The following is a 21,349-nucleotide window of genomic DNA, read 5'->3' on the forward strand; positions in this document are numbered from 1 at the left end:
AATGGTGAATTCACCATTTATTTTTTTAATTTAGCAGATTCTAATATAATATTTACAATATCTTCAAAGGAATATTTAGAAGAATTTATAATTAAATCATATTCATCTCCCATTCCCCATTCTCCATTTGTAAATCTATTATAGTGATTTTTTCTTCTTAAATCTTTTTTTCTCATTTTATATATAGCTTTTTCATCAGTTGAATCATAAAACTCCATTAATCTATTAATTCTAAACTCTTCATCTGCCGATATAAAAACATTAAATATATTGTCATATTCTCTTAAAACATAATTTGAGCATTTTCCCATAATTATACAAGAACCACTTTTTGCAAAATCTCTTATAGTCTTTGAATTTGCAAGAAAAGCAGCATCTACATTTGTTATATCTTCTTGTGAATAAGAATAGTTTTCTCTATATAAATCATAAATAGTTCCTTGTAAAAAGGAATCTTCCTTAGAAATATTATCAGGATTTACCTTACCTTCTAGGGTTTTAAGCTCTATTAAATTCTCATCATATAGAGGTATATTTAATTTTTTACTTAATAAATTTGCTATTTCATATCCACCACTGCCATGTTGTCTGTCAATAGTATATATTGTATTTTTATTTTTTGGATTACCTCTTATTAAATCTTCTAAAAAACCCATAGTCATTCCCCTCTTTCTTCTTACATTATGCCATAAAGAATAAACTTTTATGTATAATCTATTTGAAAAAAGTCAAAGATACATTTAAGAATTAATTAAATTAGAATATTACTTCATTAATTTTCTAATTATACTCACTTTATCCTTCTTTGGCGGATATCTAAGCATAATTTCTGGAAAATAATTTTTATCTAAAATACTCTTACTTCTAGAAAAAGTATAAAAGCTATATTTACCATGATATTTTCCAAAACCACTTTCTCCATTTCCTCCAAAGGGAAGATTTGGATTTGAAAGATGCACTATCGTATCATTAACACAGCCTCCACCAAAGGAGATATTCTTCATTACTTTATTTACAAAATTTTTATTCTTTGAAAAAACATATAATGCAAGAGATACATCTTTTTTATTTAGTTCTTCAATTACATCATCTATATCATCATATAAAATAATTGGAAGTATTGGCCCAAAAATTTCCTCTTTCATAGAAGGACTATCAAAGGATGCTAAAAATATATGAGGAGCTATTTTTAAATCTTCACGACTACAAATAAGCTCTTGTTTTTCCTTAATTAAAATATTAATTAATCTATTATATTCCTTAACATTTACTATCTTGCCATAGTCCTTAGAATTCATTATGTCTTTTCCATAAAATTCCTCTAAAGCCCTTAATAATTCTTTATATAACTCTTGATAAATACTCCTTTTACATAAAATATAATCAACAGCTACACAGGTTTGTCCACAATTTAAAAACTTACCCCAAACAATTCTATTTGCAGCAACTTTTAAATCAATATTATCATCTACAATACAAGGACTTTTTCCACCAAGTTCAAGAACTATTGGAGTTAAATCTAAAGCAGCTTTTTCATAGACTTTTTTACCAGTTACTTTTCCACCTGTAAAAAATATAAAATCATACTTTTCATTCATTACTCTTTCATTTACGCCAATATCACCTTTTTCAACCTTTACAAAATCTTCACTAAATATATTAAGAATAATTTCTTCTATAATTAAAGATGTGTATTTACTTGATGAAGATGTCTTAATAACTGCAACATTTCCTGCTGCAATTGCTCCAGCAAGAGGAACAATAGAAAGATTAAAAGGATAATTCCAAGGACTTATTATTAAAACTAGTCCATGAGGTTCATATTTTATATAACTTTTTGATCTAAAATTAATAATAGATGTAGATACATTTTTATTCTTCATTAATTTTTTTAAATTTTTAATCAAATAATTAATTTCAATTAAGCTAAAAGAAACCTCACTTATTTCCGATTCAAAATCACTTTTCCCAAGATCTTTATATAGTGCTTCATTAATTTTATCTCTGTATTTTATTATTTCATCTCTTAACTTTTTTAAGGCCTCTATTCTAAATTCATAGTCCCTTGTAATATTACTTTTATAAAATTCTCTTAAATTATCATACATTATAAAAAGTCTCTTTTCTTTAGTGCATATATTATAATAAAACTAATTAAAGCAGATAGTCCCAATAAATAGAAAAATGCATATTCCTCATTTGAAAAAGGAAGAGGCGTATTCATTCCCCAAAGACCTCCTACAATAGTAGGAACTGTAAGTACAATAGTAATAGATGTAAGTATTTTCATAACATCATTTAAATTATTTGAAATTACATTAGAATATAAATCAGATAAATGTTCTAGCATAGTTGATGATTTTTCAACCATAACTTGAGCTTGTTTATTCTCCACTTGCAAATCACGAATTAAATCTTCTCTATACTCAGCTGAAAACAATCTATCTGATGCAAACATAGAATCAATAATAGGTCCATTTTCTCTAGTAGCCATTTGAAAAGATATAAGTGATTTTTGAATATTTATCATCTTATATAAAAGTTCATTTTTTGTAGAAACTCTCATCTCTTTTTCTAATAAAGTGATTTTTTCTTCTAAATCTCTTACAGCAAGTATAAAAAATTGAGAAATCCTCCAGGCAATTTCAAGTACAAAATCTTCCCTACTTTGAGTTTTAACAAAACTTTTAAATTTATTTTCCTTTAATACCTCTAATATATTAGACTCTAAAGCAGTTGCTGTAATTATTACACCATCTGTTAAAATAACACTTATAGGTCTTGTTGCATAATATCCATCTGTTATTTTTAAAGGATATAAAAGCATTATTAACTTTGATTTACCCTCATCATTTATTCCCTCTATTCTTGAAATCTCCTGAGGATCACGAACATCATATATATAATCTCTTGGAAGAGAATATTTATTTACAATTTCTTCTATTTCTTTTTCTGTTGGAGACTGCATGTCTATCCAAAACAAGTCAAGTCCTTCAACGTATTCTACAATTTTTTCATCTTTTATTGAATAGTAATTTATCATTTTATCTCCTTTCTACTTGGTATTTGTGCAATTATAGTAGATGCAAACATAATTAAACAACCAATAGCCTCTCTACTACTAAGAAGTTGTCCAAGTATTAACCATCCACCTAATACTGCAAAAATAGACTCTAAGCTATTTAATAAAGAAGCAATAGTTGCATCAATATGTCTTAATGCTATTATCTGAAGAGTATATGCAACTCCACTAGATAATATACCAACATATAAAATCGAACTTAATGCCATCATTAAATTATCTAATGAAATATTTTCTTTTGCAACAAAAGCTGCCACTAAACTTATTAATCCACATACTAAAAATTGAAACATATTAAGTCTAAGACCATCAGTCCTAGTAGAATAATAAGACAATATCAAAGTGTGAAAAGAATAAAATATCGCAGAAATAAACACAATAATATCTCCAATACTTACTACGAAATTTTCCTTAACTGATAAAAAATACATTCCTATCATTGCAAATATTACGCAAAATAAAATCTTTTTTTCAATTTTTTCGCCCATTACTCTTCTAATTATTGGAATAATAACAATATATAAAGTCGTAATAAATCCAGCCTTTCCTGGAGTTGTATATTTTAATCCAATTTGTTGAGCATTCATTGCAAAAAAAAGAATAATTCCACAAATAATACCAGCCTTTAAATCTATACTATTGTCAAAATAAGATTCAACCCTTTCCTTCTCAAACTTAATAAATTTAGGAGAAAATAAAGTAATTAAAAACATAAATCCTCCACCTACAAAAGATCTTGCCATTGTAAAAGTGTAAGGTCCTATATATTTCATTCCCGTTGACTGAGCTACAAAAGCAAGCCCCCAAATAAGGGCAACTAATATTAATGCAATACTCGATACAATTTTTTTATTCATAATTTACCTCTTTATTAATTTATCTATATATAAAATACTATCAGATTAAATCCACATTTCATAGTTATATCCTCTTAATTAATATCTTTTATTTGGAAATTTTAAAATTATATATTGTTTTAAAAAATCTGGTAGTGGTAAAGCTATGGCACTTATGCCTTTATTAATTCCTCTTGGAGATTTAATTGGACTTACTAGACAAACTACAATACTTGCTTACCAATTTGGTGATGGTATATCTAATATGATATGGTTCACATATGGAACTCTTTTAATATTCCTTAACTATGGAAAAGTTCCTCTTCAAAAATGGTACAAATTTGTTTGGCCTTTAATTGTTACATTATTTGTTGTAGCTGTATTTTTCTTAATGCTTGCTACAAAAATCAATTATGGTCCATTTTAATAAAAATAAAAAATCACTCCTAGGAGTGATTTTTTTATTGTTCTTTTTTATTTGGCATTTGAGCTAATATAGTTGCTATAAAAAGTATAATACATCCAAGTATTTCTCTACTATTTAATACTTGATTTAATATTAAATATCCTCCTAATGCTGCAAATATTGATTCTAAACTATTTATTAAAGCTGCTATTGCAGGATCTATTTCTCTTAGCGCTATTATTTGAAGTGTAAAGGCAATTCCACTTGATAGTATTCCCATATATAAAATTGCAATTCTTGATATATACGCATATTCTAAAGAAATATTTTCTTTAAATATATTTGCAAATATAAAACTTAAAAATGCTGCTACTAAAAACTGCATTAAGTTTAATTTTAATACATTTATTTTTGTGGAAAATTTAGATAACATTATTGTGTGAATTGCATAAAATATTGCTGATAGAAATATTATTATATCTCCAATATTTATTGAAAAGTTTTCTTTTACAGATAAAAAATACATTCCTACTAAGGCTATTAATAGACATATTATTATTCTCTTTTCTACTTTTTTACCAAAAATTCTTTCTATTATTGGAATTATTATAATATATAATGTTGCAATAAACCCTGCTTTTCCTGGTGTTGTATGTAATAGTCCTAGTTGCTGAGCATTCATTGCCAAAAATAAAAATATTCCACAAAATAGTCCTGATATTAATGTAGTATTTTTACTATATTCTTTTTCTAAATCCTTATTTAATATTTTATTTAAACTTTTAATATTTAATAAAATAATCATTGATATAGCTCCTATTATTGAACTATACATTGTAAATCCATAAGGTCCTAGATAGTCCATTCCCTTACTTTGTGCTATAAATGATATTCCCCAAATAAATGCTACTATTAATAATGATATACTTGCTATTATTTTTTTATTCATTTCTACCTCTTTTTATGTATTTAAAATTAAAAAGAGACTTTCTACTTTTATAGAAAGTCTCTAATATAGAAATTTTATTTAGAATAGAATTCCACCGTATTGTACAAATAATGGTGCAAATACAAGTGAAACTACTGTTATTAGTTTGATTAGTATATTAAGTGATGGTCCTGATGTATCTTTAAATGGATCTCCTACAGTATCTCCTGTAACAGCTGCTTTATGAGCTTCTGATCCTTTTCCACCATGATTTCCATCTTCAATATATTTCTTTGCATTGTCCCATGCTCCACCAGCGTTTGACATAAATATTGCCATAAGAACACCTGTAATTAGTGCTCCTGCTTGAAGTCCACCTAGTGCTTCTGCTCCAAATAATAGACCTACTACTACTGGAACTACTACTGCAATTAGTCCTGGGATAATCATTTCTCTTAGAGCTGCTGTTGTAGAAATATCTACACATTTACCATATTCTGGTTTAGCTTTTCCTTCCATAATTCCAGGAATTTCTCTAAATTGACGTCTTACTTCATCAATCATAGCTGATGCTGCACGACCTACTGCACTCATTGTAAGTGCTGAGAATGCAAATGGAAGCATACCACCAACAAATGCTCCTGCGATTACTTCTGGTTTTGATATATTAATTCCAGTAAGTCCTGTTGCTTCAATATATGAAACAAAAAGTGCAAGTGCTGTAAGTGCTGCTGATCCTATAGCAAATCCCTTACCTATAGCTGCTGTAGTGTTACCTACTGCATCTAGTGAGTCTGTAATTTCTCTAACTTCTTCTGGTAAGTCACACATTTCTGCAATACCACCAGCATTATCTGCAATTGGTCCGTAAGCATCTACTGCAATTGTCATACCTGTTGTTGAAAGCATTCCCACTGCTGCTAGTGCTATACCATATAGTCCGTATATTGAGTCTTCACTTCCACCTGATCCAACGAAAGCAACAATAATTGCTATTGCAATAATTATTATTGGAGCTATTGTTGACATCATTCCAACTGAAAGTCCTGAAATAATATTAGTTGCATGTCCTGTTTCAGATTCATTTGCAATTGTTTGAACTGGTTTATGATCTGCTGAAGTATAATATTCTGTAAATTTAGAAATAATAAGACCAGCTACTATACCAGTAATTACAGGTACAAATGGTTTATATCCACCAAACATTTTTGATGATAATATTGCTGATACTATTATTGTTACACCAGCTGCAATATATTCACCATTGTTAAGTGATTTTTGTGGATTTTTATCTCCTCTTACGAAAAATACTGCTACCATTGAAGCTACTATACCTACAACTGCAATTGCAAGTCCATAAGTTACTCCTGTATCTTGGTAAGCTACTGCTCCAAGAGTAATAACTGATAAAAGTGCTCCTACATAAGATTCAAATAGGTCAGCTCCCATTCCTGCTACGTCTCCAACATTATCTCCAACATTATCTGCGATAACTGCTGGGTTTCTTGGATCGTCTTCTGGAATTCCTGCTTCTACTTTACCTACAAGGTCAGCTCCAACGTCTGCTGCTTTTGTGTAGATTCCTCCACCAACTCTTGCAAATAGTGCAATTGATGAAGCTCCTAGTGAAAATCCTGTTACGATTTCTACATTGCCAGTTATTTTATATGCTAATGAAATACCAATAATTCCAAGACCAACAACGCACATTCCCATAACTACACCACCTGAAAAAGCAACGTCAAGAGCTTTTCCAAGTCCAGATTTCATAGCTGCATTAGCTGTTCTAACATTTGCTTTTGTAGCAACTTTCATACCAGCATATCCTGCTAATACTGAAAATATTGCTCCAAAAATAAAACAAACTGCAGTTTGTATATTAATTCCAACTGCAAGTATAATTGCTAAAACAATAACAAATACTGTTAATGCTTTATATTCTCTCTTTAAAAATGCCATAGCTCCATCTTCGATGTAAGATGCAATTTCTTTCATACGATCATTTCCTGCATCTTGGCTAACTACGAATTTTGCCTTCGCAAAGGCAAATAGTAGCGCCACTACACCGACAATAGGAGCTATTATTAATATATTGTCCATTTCTCCTCCTTAAATTGCCGCTAAAATAAGAAGAGCAACTCCAAATACTATTGAAGAAATCTTAACTATCTTATTTTGCATTTCTTTTTTACTTGTTCCTCTGTGTTCACCCCAAGTAGAAGTTTCATCACCACTTAAAGTTCCAAGACCTGCTTGGTCACTTTCCATAGAAGCAACTACAACTATCATTAATATACTTGCAATGGCGATTATAACAGATAAAAAAGTTTCCATAAATTTCCAACCTCCTAAATAAATTTCTATATCTATAACGTATCAATTTTATCATAGAAAAATGCAAAAATCAATGAAATCAGCCATTAAAAGACCCTTATATTCTATTGAAATATTTTCACATTTTCTACTTTTTTAGCCTTATTATATTTATTTATAAAAATAAAAAAGGAGCTTTTTAAAGCCCCTTAATTTTTATTCTTTTGAAGCTAAAATAGCTTTTGCCATTTCTTCTCCAAGTTTCATAAGTTCTTCCATATCTTCATTATTTGCAGCACCTTTTATTTCAGGTTGAGTTTCTAAAACTTCATATTTGCAATCTTCTGCAAAAGCTTTTAAGTTTTTCATTGCTCCACCACTCCATGAGTATGAACCAAAGATACCCCAAATATTATTTTTCATTTTTTGATGTTTAAATTCTTCTGTTATAAATTTCATTGGTGGGAATAAGTCATTGTCATAGGAACATGATCCTAAGATAACTCCTTTATATTTCCATGCATCTGCTAAAAGATAAGAAAATGGTGTCTTAGATACATCTCTTACTCTTACATCTTTAATTCCACCATGAACGACTCCTCTTGCAACAGCCTCTGCCATTTTTTCTGTATTTCCATACATTGAGCCATATATTATTACTACTCCATCTTGTACTTCTTGACTAGCAAGAGATACATATAGATCAATTATTTTTTGTGGATTTTTTCTCCAAACTGGTCCATGAACTGGACAAATTGTCTTTATATCTAATGTTGTAGCAAGTTTATTAAGTGATCTTAGAGCTTGTTTTGCATATTTTCCAACTATATTTATAAAATATCTTCTAGTTTCATCTAGATAATATTCATCAAATCTTAGCTCATCATCAAATATTCCACCATCAAGTGTTCCAAATCCTCCAAAAATATCTTGTGAGAAAAGTGTTTTTGTCTCTTCTTCATAAGATACCATTGATTCTGGCCAATGCACCATAGGAGTCATATAGAAAGTTAGTTTTCTATTTCCTAGTTCAAGAGTTTCGCCATCTTTAACTATAATTAAATTATCCTCAATATCATAATAATTTTTAAGAAAATCAACAGTCTTTTTATTACATACGATTTTCACATCTGGATATATGTCTAGAATATTTAAAATTGCTGATGAGTGATCTGGTTCAGCATGATGTACTACTATATAATCAAGTGGTTTATCTCCAAGAACTTCTTGTAATTTTTCTACAAAAACACTTACTGTATTAATCTTTACAAGATCTAGTAATATATTTTTTTCTCCTGTCATTAAATAAGAATTATAAGCTACTCCATCTGGAAGTGGCCACATTGCTTCAAATAATTCTGTTTGGCGATCATTTACTCCAATATAGTATAAATGATCATTAATTGGTACTGTTAATAAATTGTCCATAAATATACTTACCTCCACTATTTTATTATAAGCTCTACTGGGCAATGATCTGATCCCATAATATCTTGATGAATTTTTGCATCAACTAATCTATCTTTTAATTTATCAGATGTTACAAAATAGTCAATCCTCCACCCAATATTCCTGTCTCTACTTTTTGCAAAGTAACTCCACCAAGAATACTCCTGTGTTTTTTCTGGATAGAAATATCTAAATGTATCAATATATCCTGAATCTAAAAGTTCTGTAAATTTAGAACGCTCTTCAATTGTAAATCCTGCACTTTTTTTATTAGTTGATGGATTTGCAAGATCTATCTCTTTATGTGCTACATTTAAATCTCCACATAAAATAACAGGCTTTATCTCATCAAGTCTATTTAAATACTCTCTAAAAGCATCTTCCCAAACCATTCTATAATCAAGTCTTTCAAGCCCTCTTTTTGAATTTGGCGTATAGCATGTTATAAAGTAAAAGTCATCAAACTCACAAGTAATAACCCTTCCCTCATCATCATGTTCCTCTATGCCTATTCCATATTTTACACTTAATGGTTCTTCCTTTGTAAATACAGCTGTTCCTGAATATCCCTTTCTCTGTGCATAATTATAATACATATGGTATCCAGGAAGCTCAAGATCAAGTTGACCTTCTGATAGTTTAATCTCTTGCAGTGCAAATATATCTGCATCTAATTTATTAAATTCATCTACAAAGCCCTTTTTTACAACGGCTCTTAAACCATTTACATTCCAAGAAATAAATTTCATATATTCTCCTTTTTGTCATAGTCCTCTAAAAATGTATGTTTTTCAGTTCTGTATTTCCAACCAACTATGGCACCCATATTTACATTTTCTGCAGATCTTAAAATATTAATATCTGCATTTGGATTTTTTTTCATTATTTCTTCTATTAAATCCTTTATATAAAATCTCATATTGCCTTCTTTTTTTTCTGTAACTGTACAAGCACAATCAAGTGCATGAAGTCCTGTTGAATTTATAAATCTAATAATAGACTCCTCTTTTACATAGTAAAGAGGCCTAATTAATTCAAGACCTTCAAAATTATCAGAATGAAGTTTTGGCATCATAGTTTTGAAATTTCCTGCAAACAAAACATTTAACATAATTGTTTCAATCACATCATTAAAATGATGTCCTAAAGCAAGTTTGTTACAACCTAATTCCTTTGCTTTATTATATAAATTTCCACGTCTCATTCTTGCACACATATAACAAGGATTTTCTCCTGCTACTTTATCTGCTACCTGAAAAACATCTGAATCATGTATTTTTACAGGTATTCCTAGATAATTGCAATTATATTCTAAAAGCTCTCTATTTTCTTTTTTATATCCTGGGTCCATTGCAATAAATTCAAGATCAAAATCCATTTTTCCATGTTTCTTTAACTCTTGAAAACACTTTGCAAGAAGAAGGGAATCCTTACCTCCAGATATTGCAACTGCGATTTTATCTCCATCTTGAATCATGTCATATTCATTAATGGCCTTTACAAATTTAACCCATATATATTTTCTATAATTTTTTATAATTGATCTTTCAATCTCATGTAATGATTTTAACTCTTTTTCTTCCATATTCACCATTCTTCTAATATTAATATACAATTAATTATAACATATTAAATTTGTGCATTTGTGTTTTTTTGTTGTAAATAAGTTAAATTAATATCTAACTTGCAGTCATATAAATAGCCTAATTTATTTAATACCCTAAAACAAAGAAAAGGACCAGAAATCTGGCCCTTATAAATATTAAATTTGACCTACTAAATCAATTCCTGGTGTTAAAGTTTCTTCACCTGGCTCCCAATTTGCTGGACAAACTTGATCTCCATGTTTATATACAAATTGTGCAGCTTCAGTCTTTCTTAAAAGTTCCTTAGCATTTCTACCAATACCTGGTGAATGAATTTCATAGGCAACTATTTCAAGTTCTGGATTTATAATAAATGTTCCTCTAAGAGCTTGTCCCTCATCTTCCATTAAGACGCCAAACTCCTTTGAGATTTTAAAGTTTCTATCTGCTACCATTGGAAATTCTACTTTTCCAACTGCATCAGATGACTCATGCCACTCTTTGTGAGTAAATTCTGAATCAGTTGAAACTGAATAAATTTCACAGCCAATTTCCTTAAACTTATTATAATTATTTGCTAAATCTTCAAGTTCAGTAGGGCAGACAAAAGTGAAATCTCCAGGATAAAAGAAAAATATTGACCATTTTCCCTCTAGATCCTCTGTTTTTAATTCTCCAAAAGCCTTATTTACATAAATAGGAGCTTTAATATTTTCTATCTTCTTATTAATTAAATTTTCCATAATATATAACCTCCTAAAATCATTATACCACACCAAAAAGGTATTGATTAAATATATTACAATAATTTTGTAAAATTATATATTTTTTTCAATTTTATCTAATAAATAGCTCATATAATATTCCATATTTCTAAAGTTATTTATTTTTTCCATTGCTTCATCACTAGGATTTTTTGTATATTCTCCATTTACAGAAAACCAAGTTTCTTTAATAATATTAATATCCTTTGAAGTATCTTGTAAAAATTGATTATAATTATCTCCCTTATAACCCATATACTTAAAGATATTACTCATAAAAAGTGCAGGTTCTAAAGTTCTAGTATCTCCTACAAAATCTTTTCCAATAGTTCTCTTAGCAGAATTATTTGCCCAAACTACATAAGGAGTTGTATAGACATTTTCCATTCCCTCATTTTTTGAAGGATCATAATTAATATTAAACATATCAAAGCATATTTTTTGATCTCCCATAGAAGGAGAATGATCTCCAAATAAAATTAAAACTGTAGGTTCATTAATACTTGAAAAATAATCCACTAAAATTTCTAAGGCATTAGATGATGAATGTATTCCTGTTAGATAATTATTAAAATAGTTATACCACTCTTCACTATAAGAGTCCTTCCACTTAATATAAGTATTTTCCTCACTTGCTTTTTCTTTACTATAAGGACCGTGATTTTGATATGTTACCGCAAAGTTAAATGCCTTTTGATTTTCATCTTTTTCACTAAATTTATTTACAATAAAATTATAAAAATCCACATCACATAAAATACTTTCATTTATATCTTTAAAAGTCTTATCATATTCATAAAATTCATCAAATCCTAAATTTTTATATGCATTATTTCTATTATAAAAAGTTCCAATATAGGGATGAAATGCTATATTTTTATATCCTTCATTTTTAAAATACATTGGATAAGACCAAGTTTTCTTATTAAATCTTGGAGTGTGTTTTATTCCTGTTAAAAAGTTTGTCTCTGTTAAGAAAGTCCCTCCACCAAAGGAATTTACTAATAGATTCCCACTTAAGGACTCCCTTTGTAATTTATGAAAATATTCATAAGGATCCTTTTGAAATACTAAATCTTCACTTTGATATACAGAAAAATCCTTAAAAGATTCAAGCATAATAGCTACAATATTTACCTTTTTATCCTCAGGTATATGTTCATAATTATAACTATTATAAATTTCTTCAGCTTTTTTTTCATCATAATCCTTATACTTGTAGTTTTTTGTAGATTTTATAGAATAAATAAAGGGATATACAAAACCCTTTGACTCATATCCTTCTATTTCAACCCAAGTATTAGCGCCTGATTTTTTTCCTAAAGCATGATATTTGTCAGTATTAAATATTATAAAATATATAAAAAATACTAAAATTAAAAAGCTATACAATGTCCTTTTACGATAGTTATTATAATCAAAAATATAATCTTTCATCTTATAAAAGATATAAAAAGAAAATATCATACTTACAATTAAAACTAAAAAATTAATTGAACTAAAATTAAGATCATATTTTTTTGCCATAGTAAGACCTTCCTTTGCAATTAATAAATCAACTGCATAAAGAGGTTCTTCTCTATAAATAATTTTTATGTAATTTGCATAAGATCCTATATTTAATAAAATAGCATTTAATATAAATGAAATCCTCAAAGACCTTGTTAAAAATGTAATAGTTAAAATAAATAAATATATCAGTATATAATTATATAAAAACACTCTAAAATCTTTAAAATAACTTACAAATAAATTGTCTATATTATATCCAAGTGCAGTTATAAGAAGAGTACTAATACAAATAATCAAAGCTAAAAATAAACTATATATGTAAATATTACTATTCTTTTTCCCTTCCAAAGCAATCATCTCCTTATTAACTAAATATTATAATTTATTATTTGAAATATTTCCATTAAAAATTACTTTTAATAAAATATTGCATAAAAATAAGCACCTATAAGGTGCTATTTTCAGTATCTTCTCTATTTATGGTATATTAGTGAAATTAAGCCATTATTTTAAATTAATAATCTTTTAAAGATTATGTATATAAGAAGATCGTTGGCTTTAGAATATTTAAAAATGGCTTAAACTAATTCTAACACAATTTTTATTAATGTAAACCATTAATTAGATAAAACTTAAACTTAATAAAAAAGAGATGAATATTCATCTCTTCTTTAAATACTAATTTAATTATTTAGTTTCTTCTTTTTTGTCTTCAGCTTTTACTTCTTCTTTTTTGTCTTCAGCTTTTGCTTCTTCTTTTTTATCTTCAGCTTTAACTTCTTCTTTTTTATCTTCAGCTTTTACTTCTTCTTTTTTGTCTTCAGCTTTAACTTCTTCTTTTTTATCTTCTTCTTTTACTTCTTCTTTTTTATCTTCAACTTTAACTTCTTCTCTAGGTTGAATTAAAAGTTCATTAAATACTTTTTTATCATTTTCAACTTTAAAAGTATGAGCATTTAAAGCTTCCATCATATCGTTAAAGTACCAAGCGTCTTTTTTAAGGTCTGATGGAATTAATTTTTCATCAATATCTTTCATATCTACTTCTTCACATCTACCAAATACTTTATTTGCCATTTTTACAAATTCTGCTCTTGTAATTTCTTTATTTGGTTTAAATGTTCCATCTTCATATCCCTTAATATAACCTTTAGTTACACCAGTTTGAATTTCAGTTTCTGCCCAATGTCCTTTATAATCTCCTTCAATTACTGCAATTGCTGGAGCTGTTTTTGAATATCTTGCAAACATTGCAGCTGCTTCTGCTCTTGTTATAGCTTTTGCAGGTTTAAATGTTCCATCTGGATATCCCTTTAAAATTTGTTGATTAACAAGCATATTAATATCATTATATGACCATCTATCTTGTTCTAAATCTTTATAAGCTGCCATCATCATAGTAGTAGGTCTTTCATCTCCTGCAAGTCTGTGAATTATTGCAGCAGCTTCTTCTCTTGTGATTTTGCCTTCTGGTTTTACAGTTTTATCTTGGTATCCTTTTAAATAAGCTTCATGAAGCTCAGGATTTTTCTCTTCTTTAACTTCTTCTTTAACTTCTTCTTTAACTTCTTCTTTTTTATCTTCTTCTACTTTTTTAGCTGCTTCTTGTGCTATTTCAGTTTTTTCTGCATTAATTGCTTGAACTCCCTCTGCTGCAACTGGAGCAATCATTGAAAGCGCCATAGTTGATGCAAGTAGTACTGTTGATAATCTTTTCATATTAAATAATCCTCCTAAGTAAATAACTTTTAAATTTAATTTTCGTTTTCTTCTTTATCTAATTATATTTTACCCTGAATTTCTGATTATAGTGTTACAGTATTATTAAGTATAAATTTCAATTATGTATTATAAGGTAATTTTTACCTTACAATATTATTCCAAGATGACTAAATAATATTTTTGTTCCCATTAAAATTAATATTACTCCACCAGTACATTCAGCCTTAGACTTAAATTTACATCCAAATTTAAATCCAATATTTACACCAATTATTGATATTATAAATGTAACTATTCCTATTAATGATGCTGATATAATAATATTTACATTTAAAATAGCAAAGGTAATTCCTATGGCAAGTGCATCTATACTTGTTGCAATTGCAAGAGTAATCATATTTTTAAAATTTAATGAATCGTCTAATTCACAAGTATTATCCCCTTTAAGTGCTTCTCTTATCATATTAAATCCTATTATAAATAAAAGAACAAAGGCAATCCAATGATCTATTGCTGAAATACTATCTTGAAAATTAACTCCTAAAATATAGCCTAATAATGGCATAAATCCTTGAAAAAATCCAAAATATGCTCCCACAATTAAAGATTTTTTGGTGCTAAATCTGTCTAATGAAAGTCCTTTACATATTGCTACTGCAAAAGCATCCATTGAAAGACCTACAGCTATTATAAAAAGTTCTACAAATGGCATTTTTCCCTCTCCTCATAAAAAAAAGACCTATCTGCAGAATTTTCCACAGATAAGTCTCATTATTTAAACTAAAACCAGATAAATTAATATCAATATGTTGATTTTAGTACAACTCGTGCCAACTACTCCCCTATCATATAATTAATAGTATAATAGATAATTTTTTATTGTCAAATATAAAAGACCTTATTTCTAAGGTCTTAAAATTCTAAAAGTTCTCCAACTTCATAAACTACTTCTTTTGGTTTTTCTTCTGCTGGTTTTTGAACTGGAGTTTGAACTTGATTTGGAAGTTTTTTCTCTATTACTTGCTCTACTCCCCAAGTTTTAAGTTCTGCATCTGTTCCTATCCATACAGGCATTCCAACATAGGCATTTGGAAATATAAATGTTTCTATATCATAATTAAACATTCTAATACATCCATTTGATACATATTGTCCTATTTGATGTGGTTTTATTGTTCCGTGAATTCCATATCCACTCATTCCTGGTATAGAAATTCCCATCCATCTTTCTCCTAGTGGATTATTTGGATCATCTGCTGCAATTGGTGTATATTTTCCACCCATGCCTCCCCAAGCTGGATTTACATGTTTGTTTTGAATTTTTGATTTTGCACTTGGTGTTGGTGTTGCACTTGTTCCAAGAGCTACTGGAAATTTATACATTGGAAGTTTTCCATTATACATTGTAAGAGTTTTCTTAGATTTATTTACTACAATCCATTTGCCAGTTGTTGGCATATGATTTATTACATCTCTTACTACAATATCTTCTTTATATAAAACATCATTTGTTAAGTCATTTATTGATCCTGTTACTGGAATATTATTTAATGCTTGAAATTTTTTAATCTCAGCTGTTTTTTCTGCTCCAGATTTATCCATGAAGTTGTTTGGTCTTATATATTGTGCATTTACAGCACTTGGTATTAATACTATTACCATTAAAAATAATGCTGCTAAATTTTTAATTTTTTTCAATAATTTCACTCCAATCTACTTAGATATTTTATAATATATTTTTCTTTTTTCAAGTAGATTTAACAATTATAATAAATTTTTAAGAAATTCTCCAGTATGAGATTCTTTAACTTTTACAATATCTTCTGGTCTACCTGTTGCTACAATACTTCCACCCTTATCTCCACCTTCTGGTCCAAGGTCTATTAAATGATCTGCTGTTTTTATTACATCTAAATTGTGTTCTATTACAACTACTGTATTTCCACGATCTACTAGTTCATTTAATACCTTTAGAAGTTTTCTTATATCTTCTGAATGAAGTCCTGTTGTTGGCTCATCTAAGATATATATTGTCTTACCAGTTGGTCTTTTTGAAAGTTCTGTTGCAAGTTTTATTCTTTGAGCTTCTCCACCTGATAATTGTGTAGATGGTTGACCAAGTTTAATATAGGAAAGCCCTACATCTTTTAATGTTTGAAGTTTTCTCATTACTCTTGGATGATTTTCAAAAAAGTCTAAGGCTTCTTCTACTGTCATATTTAATACATCAGAAATATTTTTACCCTTATAATTTACTTGAAGAGTTTCTCTATTATATCTTTGTCCTTTACACACTTCACAAGGTACATATACATCTGGCAAAAAGTGCATTTCAACTTTTATTATTCCATCACCTTTACAAGCCTCACATCTTCCACCCTTTACATTAAAGGAGAATCTTCCTTTTTTATATCCACGCATTTTTGATTCATTAGTAAGTGCAAATATATCTCTTATAATATCAAAAGTGCCTGTATATGTTGCAGGATTTGACCTTGGAGTTCTTCCTATTGGAGATTGATCTATATCTACAACTTTGTCTAAATATTCAAGCCCTTCAATTTTTTCAAATTTTCCAGGTCTAATTTTTGTCTTATTTAAATTTTGTGCAAGAGCTTTATAAAGTATTTCATTTACAAGTGATGATTTACCACTTCCTGATACTCCTGTTACTACTACAAAGTTTCCAAGTGGAATTTCCACATCTATATTTTTTAAATTATTTTCATTTGCTCCATAGATTTTTATAGATTTATCAGTATAGTCACGTCTTTTTTCTGGAAGTTCTATTTTTCTTCTTCCTGATAAATAAGCTCCTGTAATAGATTCTTCTACTTTCATTATTTCTTCAGCAGTTCCCTGAGCTACTATTCTTCCACCACCACGACCTGCAAGTGGACCTATATCTACTATTTGATCTGCTGCAAACATAGTATCCTCATCATGCTCTACAACTATTAGAGTATTTCCAATATCTGTTAGATTTCTTAAAGTTTTAAGAAGCATTGCATTATCTCTTTGATGAAGTCCTATACTTGGCTCATCTAGTACATATATTACTCCTACAAGTTGTGAACCTATTTGAGTTGCAAGTCTTATTCTTTGAGCTTCTCCACCTGATAATGTTCCTGCCATTCTTGATAATGTTAAATAATCAAGACCTACATTTTTTAAGAAAGATAATCTATTTTTTATTTCCTTTAAAACTTGTTCTGCAATAATCATTTCTTTTTCTGAAAGTTTTAAATTTCCAAAAAACTCTATTGCATTATTTATAGAAAGTTCTGTAACTTCATAAATATTAAGACCATTTACCTTTACAGACAAAACTTCCTCTTTAAGTCTTCTACCATGACATGTTGGGCAAGGTTTATCAGTCATAAATTCTTCTATTTTTTCAAGCATTTTATCAGAAGATGTCTCAAGATATCTTCTCTTTAAATTATTAACTACACCTTCAAAACTGCCCTTATAAGTTTTCATTCCAGAAAACATTGAATCAAATTTAAAGGTAAAATTATCATCTGTTCCATAAAGAATTGCATCTATTAATTCACTTGGTGCATTTTTTATAGGTTCTTTTGTAGAAAATCCATATTTTTTTGCAATTGATTTAATCATTTCCATATAATAAGTTCCATCACTATTTGAATAAGATGCAATAGCACCTTCATCTATTGATAAATCCTTATTTGGCAAGACAAGATCTGGATCTACTTCCTTTGAAAATCCAAGGCCTTTACAAGTCTCACAAGCTCCTGTTGGAGAGTTAAAAGAAAAAGATCTTGGAGATATTTCTTCTATTACAATATTACAATCTGGACATGCAAGTTTTGAAGAAAAAACTAAATCTTCTCCATCTATTACATTTATATTTACTATTCCATCAGAATCTTTAAGTGCAAGTTCTAGTGAATCGCTAAGTCTTGATTCAATATTTTCTTTTACAATAAGTCTATCTACTACAATTGAAATATTGTGATTTTTATTTTTCTCAAGTTCTATTTCATCTGTAATATCATACATAACACCATCTACTAAAACTCTTACATAACCTTCTCTTTTTATATTTTCAAGAGTTCTTTTATGAGTTCCCTTTCTATTTCTAACAACTGGAGCTAAAATCTGAATTCTACTTCTCTCTGGAAGATCCATAATTCTATCTACCATTTGGTCAACTGTAAAAGATGTTATTTCCTTGCCACATTTTGGACAAAAAGGATGACCAACCCTTGCAAATAAAAGTCTTAAATAGTCATATATTTCTGTTACAGTTCCAACAGTTGATCTTGGATTTTTACTAGTTGTCTTTTGATCAATTGAAATAGAAGGGCTCATTCCCTCTATATAATCAACATCAGGCTTATCCATTTGACCTAAAAACTGTCTTGCATAGGAAGAAAGACTTTCTACATATCTTCTTTGTCCTTCTGCATAAATTGTATCAAAAGCAAGAGAAGTCTTTCCAGATCCTGAAAGGCCTGTAAAAACTATAAATTTATTTCTTGGGATTGTCAGATCAACATTTTTAAGATTATGTTGTCTTGCTCCCTTTATTACTATATTATTTTCTGCCAATGTTACACCTCAATTATCTTTTAATTTTTCCATATCTTTTTTTAGTTCATTTATTTTATCACGAATTTCAGCTGCTCTTTCAAAATCAAGACTCTCAGCTGATTTATACATTTCAGTTTTTAAAGCATCAATCATAGCAAGTATTTCATCATCACTAAACTCTTCAACTTGAATATCAATTTTGTATTCCTTAGAATCTTCTGCTGCAATTGTTGCTTCAATTACATCTCTTACTCCCTTTGTAATAGATTTTGGAGTAATATTATTTTCTATATTATATTGATTTTGAATTTCTCTTCTTCTTTCAGTTTCATCAATAGTAACTTTCATAGATCTTGTAATCTTATCTGCATACATTATTACATGCCCTTCTACATTTCTTGCAGCTCTTCCTGATGTTTGAATAAGAGATGTTTCAGATCTTAAAAATCCTTCCTTATCAGCATCAAGTATTGCAACAAGAGAAACCTCTGGAAGATCTAGCCCCTCACGAAGAAGGTTGATTCCAACAAGTACATCATATACTCCAAGTCTTAAATCACGAATAATCTCCATACGCTCAATAGTATCTACATCAGAGTGCATATATGTTACTTTTAGACCTAAGGATTTAAAGTGTTTTGTAAGATCCTCAGCCATTTTTTTAGTAAGAGTTGTAACTAAAGTTCTCTCACCTTTTTCAGTAGTTTTATTGATTTCTGAAATTAAATCATCTATTTGATTTTCAGTTTTTCTAACATCTATTTTTGGATCAAGAAGTCCAGTTGGTCTAATAATTTGTTCAACTTTATTTTCTTCATGTTCTTTCTCATAAGGACCAGGAGTTGCCGATACATAAATTGATTGATTCATCATAGATTCAAACTCATCAAATTTTAAAGGTCTATTATCAAGTGCAGATGGAAGTCTAAATCCATAATCTACAAGAGTTTGTTTTCTAGCTCTATCACCATTATACATTCCACGAATTTGAGGAAGAGTTGCATGAGATTCATCTATAATAGTTAAAAAGTCCTCTGGAAAATAGTCAATTAAAGTATAAGGTCTTGAACCCTCTTCTCTTTGAGATAAATGTCTTGAATAGTTTTCTATACCTGAACAAAATCCAATTTCATTTAACATTTCAAGATCATATCTAGTTCTTTGTTCAAGTCTTTGTGCCTCAAGAAGTTTTTCTTGATCACGAAGTATTTTTAGTCTTTCTTCAAGTTCTTCTTCAATTGTAACTATTGCACGCTTGACCTTTTCTTCAGAAGTTGCAAAGTGAGATGCAGGATATATTGCAACATGATTTCTATATCCAACTAACTCTCCAGTAAGAGCGTCAATTTCAGAAATTCTATCTATTTCATCACCAAAAAATTCAACTCTAATAGAGTTTTCAGAAGATGATGCTGGAAATATCTCTAAAATATCTCCACGAACTCTAAAAGTACCACGAATAAAATTTATATCATTTCTTGCATATTGAATATTTACAAGATGAGACATTATTTCATTTCTATCCTTAATCATTCCAGGCCTTAAAGATACTACAAGATTTTCATAATCAATTGGATCTCCAAGTCCATATATACAAGATACAGATGCAACTATTATTACATCTCGTCTTTCAAAAAGCGACATAGTTGCAGAGTGACGAAGCTTATCTATTTCATCATTAATAGATGAATCTTTTTCTATAAAAGTATCAGTTTGAGGAACATAAGCCTCAGGCTGATAATAATCATAATAACTTACAAAATATTCCACTGCATTTTCTGGGAAAAATTCTCTAAACTCACTTGCAAGTTGATAGGCAAGAGTTTTATTATGTGCAATTACAAGAGTTGGCTTTTGAACACGCTCTATAATATTTGCCATAGTAAAAGTTTTACCAGAGCCTGTAACACCAAGTAATGTTTGATGTTTTAAATCTTTATTTAATCCATTTACAAGTCCATTAATCGCCTCAGGTTGATCTCCCATAGGCCTATAATCTGAATGTATTTTAAATTCCATAATCACACCTCTTTTTACGAACTGTTGTTTATATTATATCATATTAGTCAATTTTTCTACTAAATCAATATCTAATTTTCTTCTAATTATTTTGAAAAATAACAAAAAAGCAATCCTTAGATTGCTTTAACTGTCTTATTTTTACCCTATTAAATTTTATGTAAGCTAGAGA

18 protein-coding genes are annotated in these 21,349 nt (G+C 28.8%); 1 reads left to right on the top strand and 17 read right to left on the bottom strand.

The features are described from left to right. Window positions 1-17 precede the first annotated feature (17 nt). The 4 genes from J2Z71_RS04595 to J2Z71_RS04610 all read right to left on the bottom strand — a co-directional run bounded on the left by J2Z71_RS04595 (window position 18) and on the right by J2Z71_RS04610 (window position 3,939). Window positions 18-656, bottom strand: a complete 639-nt coding sequence (locus J2Z71_RS04595) for a cytidylate kinase-like family protein (RefSeq protein ID WP_210060683.1) — start codon at window positions 654-656, stop codon at window positions 18-20. Window positions 657-764: 108 nt separating this feature from the next. After that, complete coding sequence (locus J2Z71_RS04600; protein ID WP_210060684.1) at window positions 765-2,108, bottom strand: aldehyde dehydrogenase family protein; 1,344 nt, start codon at window positions 2,106-2,108, stop codon at window positions 765-767. Then, on the bottom strand, window positions 2,108-3,043 hold the full coding sequence (locus J2Z71_RS04605) for a magnesium transporter CorA family protein (RefSeq protein ID WP_210060685.1): 936 nt from the start codon (window positions 3,041-3,043) through the stop codon (window positions 2,108-2,110). The genes J2Z71_RS04600 and J2Z71_RS04605 overlap by 1 nt, the downstream gene beginning before the upstream one ends. Next, entirely contained in the window at window positions 3,040-3,939 is a 900-nt protein-coding gene (locus J2Z71_RS04610) for a DMT family transporter (RefSeq protein ID WP_210060686.1), read from the bottom strand. Before J2Z71_RS04610 ends, J2Z71_RS04605 begins: the two co-directional genes overlap by 4 nt. 109 nt (window positions 3,940-4,048) lie before the next feature. On the opposite strand from J2Z71_RS04610, the gene J2Z71_RS04615 reads away from it, so the two are divergent. After that, complete coding sequence (locus J2Z71_RS04615; RefSeq protein ID WP_342590798.1) at window positions 4,049-4,345, top strand: hypothetical protein; 297 nt, start codon at window positions 4,049-4,051, stop codon at window positions 4,343-4,345. Between the two features lie 34 nt (window positions 4,346-4,379). On the opposite strand, the gene J2Z71_RS04620 is transcribed toward J2Z71_RS04615, so the two are convergent. The 13 genes from J2Z71_RS04620 to uvrB form a co-directional block, all read right to left on the bottom strand. Continuing rightward, window positions 4,380-5,273, bottom strand: a complete 894-nt coding sequence (locus J2Z71_RS04620; protein WP_210060688.1) for a DMT family transporter — start codon at window positions 5,271-5,273, stop codon at window positions 4,380-4,382. Between the two features lie 78 nt (window positions 5,274-5,351). Next, a complete protein-coding gene (locus J2Z71_RS04625; RefSeq protein ID WP_210060689.1) occupies window positions 5,352-7,352 on the bottom strand; it encodes a sodium-translocating pyrophosphatase in 2,001 nt (666 codons plus the stop codon). A 9-nt stretch (window positions 7,353-7,361) separates the two neighbouring features. Continuing rightward, a complete protein-coding gene (gene secG, locus J2Z71_RS04630) occupies window positions 7,362-7,586 on the bottom strand; it encodes a preprotein translocase subunit SecG (protein ID WP_210060690.1) in 225 nt (74 codons plus the stop codon). Window positions 7,587-7,781: 195 nt separating this feature from the next. Beyond that, on the bottom strand, window positions 7,782-8,993 hold the full coding sequence (locus tag J2Z71_RS04635; protein WP_210060691.1) for an FprA family A-type flavoprotein: 1,212 nt from the start codon (window positions 8,991-8,993) through the stop codon (window positions 7,782-7,784). A 17-nt stretch (window positions 8,994-9,010) separates the two neighbouring features. Continuing rightward, the gene (locus J2Z71_RS04640) at window positions 9,011-9,763 is read right to left on the bottom strand and encodes an exodeoxyribonuclease III (RefSeq protein ID WP_210060692.1); all 753 of its coding nucleotides are present in this window, start codon (window positions 9,761-9,763) and stop codon (window positions 9,011-9,013) included. Beyond that, window positions 9,760-10,599, bottom strand: a complete 840-nt coding sequence (locus J2Z71_RS04645; protein WP_210060693.1) for a tRNA 2-thiocytidine biosynthesis TtcA family protein — start codon at window positions 10,597-10,599, stop codon at window positions 9,760-9,762. Before J2Z71_RS04645 ends, J2Z71_RS04640 begins: the two co-directional genes overlap by 4 nt. 177 nt (window positions 10,600-10,776) lie before the next feature. Then, window positions 10,777-11,343 carry a redoxin domain-containing protein gene (locus J2Z71_RS04650; RefSeq protein ID WP_210060694.1) on the bottom strand — a complete coding sequence of 189 codons (567 nt, stop codon included), beginning with the start codon at window positions 11,341-11,343 and terminating at the stop codon, window positions 10,777-10,779. Between the two features lie 75 nt (window positions 11,344-11,418). Then, window positions 11,419-13,224, bottom strand: a complete 1,806-nt coding sequence (locus J2Z71_RS04655) for an LTA synthase family protein (protein WP_210060695.1) — start codon at window positions 13,222-13,224, stop codon at window positions 11,419-11,421. A 339-nt stretch (window positions 13,225-13,563) separates the two neighbouring features. Further along, the gene (locus J2Z71_RS04660; RefSeq protein WP_210060696.1) at window positions 13,564-14,595 is read right to left on the bottom strand and encodes an S-layer homology domain-containing protein; all 1,032 of its coding nucleotides are present in this window, start codon (window positions 14,593-14,595) and stop codon (window positions 13,564-13,566) included. A 148-nt stretch (window positions 14,596-14,743) separates the two neighbouring features. Beyond that, window positions 14,744-15,310 carry a manganese efflux pump MntP gene (locus J2Z71_RS04665; RefSeq protein WP_210060697.1) on the bottom strand — a complete coding sequence of 189 codons (567 nt, stop codon included), beginning with the start codon at window positions 15,308-15,310 and terminating at the stop codon, window positions 14,744-14,746. Between the two features lie 200 nt (window positions 15,311-15,510). After that, the gene (locus J2Z71_RS04670) at window positions 15,511-16,305 is read right to left on the bottom strand and encodes a L,D-transpeptidase (RefSeq protein WP_342590797.1); all 795 of its coding nucleotides are present in this window, start codon (window positions 16,303-16,305) and stop codon (window positions 15,511-15,513) included. A 57-nt stretch (window positions 16,306-16,362) separates the two neighbouring features. Next, complete coding sequence (uvrA, locus tag J2Z71_RS04675) at window positions 16,363-19,176, bottom strand: excinuclease ABC subunit UvrA (RefSeq protein WP_210060698.1); 2,814 nt, start codon at window positions 19,174-19,176, stop codon at window positions 16,363-16,365. A 9-nt stretch (window positions 19,177-19,185) separates the two neighbouring features. Next, the gene (gene uvrB, locus J2Z71_RS04680) at window positions 19,186-21,177 is read right to left on the bottom strand and encodes an excinuclease ABC subunit UvrB (protein WP_245311183.1); all 1,992 of its coding nucleotides are present in this window, start codon (window positions 21,175-21,177) and stop codon (window positions 19,186-19,188) included. Window positions 21,178-21,349 lie beyond the last annotated feature (172 nt).

Source organism: Peptoniphilus stercorisuis (assembly GCF_017874395.1).
Taxonomy (GTDB): domain Bacteria; phylum Bacillota; class Clostridia; order Tissierellales; family Peptoniphilaceae; genus Anaerosphaera; species Anaerosphaera stercorisuis.

Coding starts and splice junctions, on each gene's coding strand:
- J2Z71_RS04665 (WP_210060697.1), bottom strand. CDS start 15,310: ATGCCATTTGTAGAACTTTTTATAATAGCTGTAGGTCTTTCAATGGAT.
- J2Z71_RS04625 (WP_210060689.1), bottom strand. CDS start 7,352: ATGGACAATATATTAATAATAGCTCCTATTGTCGGTGTAGTGGCGCTA.
- J2Z71_RS04595 (WP_210060683.1), bottom strand. CDS start 656: ATGGGTTTTTTAGAAGATTTAATAAGAGGTAATCCAAAAAATAAAAAT.
- J2Z71_RS04605 (WP_210060685.1), bottom strand. CDS start 3,043: ATGATAAATTACTATTCAATAAAAGATGAAAAAATTGTAGAATACGTT.
- J2Z71_RS04640 (WP_210060692.1), bottom strand. CDS start 9,763: ATGAAATTTATTTCTTGGAATGTAAATGGTTTAAGAGCCGTTGTAAAA.
- J2Z71_RS04635 (WP_210060691.1), bottom strand. CDS start 8,993: ATGGACAATTTATTAACAGTACCAATTAATGATCATTTATACTATATT.
- J2Z71_RS04645 (WP_210060693.1), bottom strand. CDS start 10,599: ATGGAAGAAAAAGAGTTAAAATCATTACATGAGATTGAAAGATCAATT.
- J2Z71_RS04660 (WP_210060696.1), bottom strand. CDS start 14,595: ATGAAAAGATTATCAACAGTACTACTTGCATCAACTATGGCGCTTTCA.
- uvrB (WP_245311183.1), bottom strand. CDS start 21,177: ATGGAATTTAAAATACATTCAGATTATAGGCCTATGGGAGATCAACCT.
- secG (WP_210060690.1), bottom strand. CDS start 7,586: ATGGAAACTTTTTTATCTGTTATAATCGCCATTGCAAGTATATTAATG.
- J2Z71_RS04620 (WP_210060688.1), bottom strand. CDS start 5,273: ATGAATAAAAAAATAATAGCAAGTATATCATTATTAATAGTAGCATTT.
- J2Z71_RS04650 (WP_210060694.1), bottom strand. CDS start 11,343: ATGGAAAATTTAATTAATAAGAAGATAGAAAATATTAAAGCTCCTATT.
- J2Z71_RS04600 (WP_210060684.1), bottom strand. CDS start 2,108: ATGTATGATAATTTAAGAGAATTTTATAAAAGTAATATTACAAGGGAC.
- J2Z71_RS04610 (WP_210060686.1), bottom strand. CDS start 3,939: ATGAATAAAAAAATTGTATCGAGTATTGCATTAATATTAGTTGCCCTT.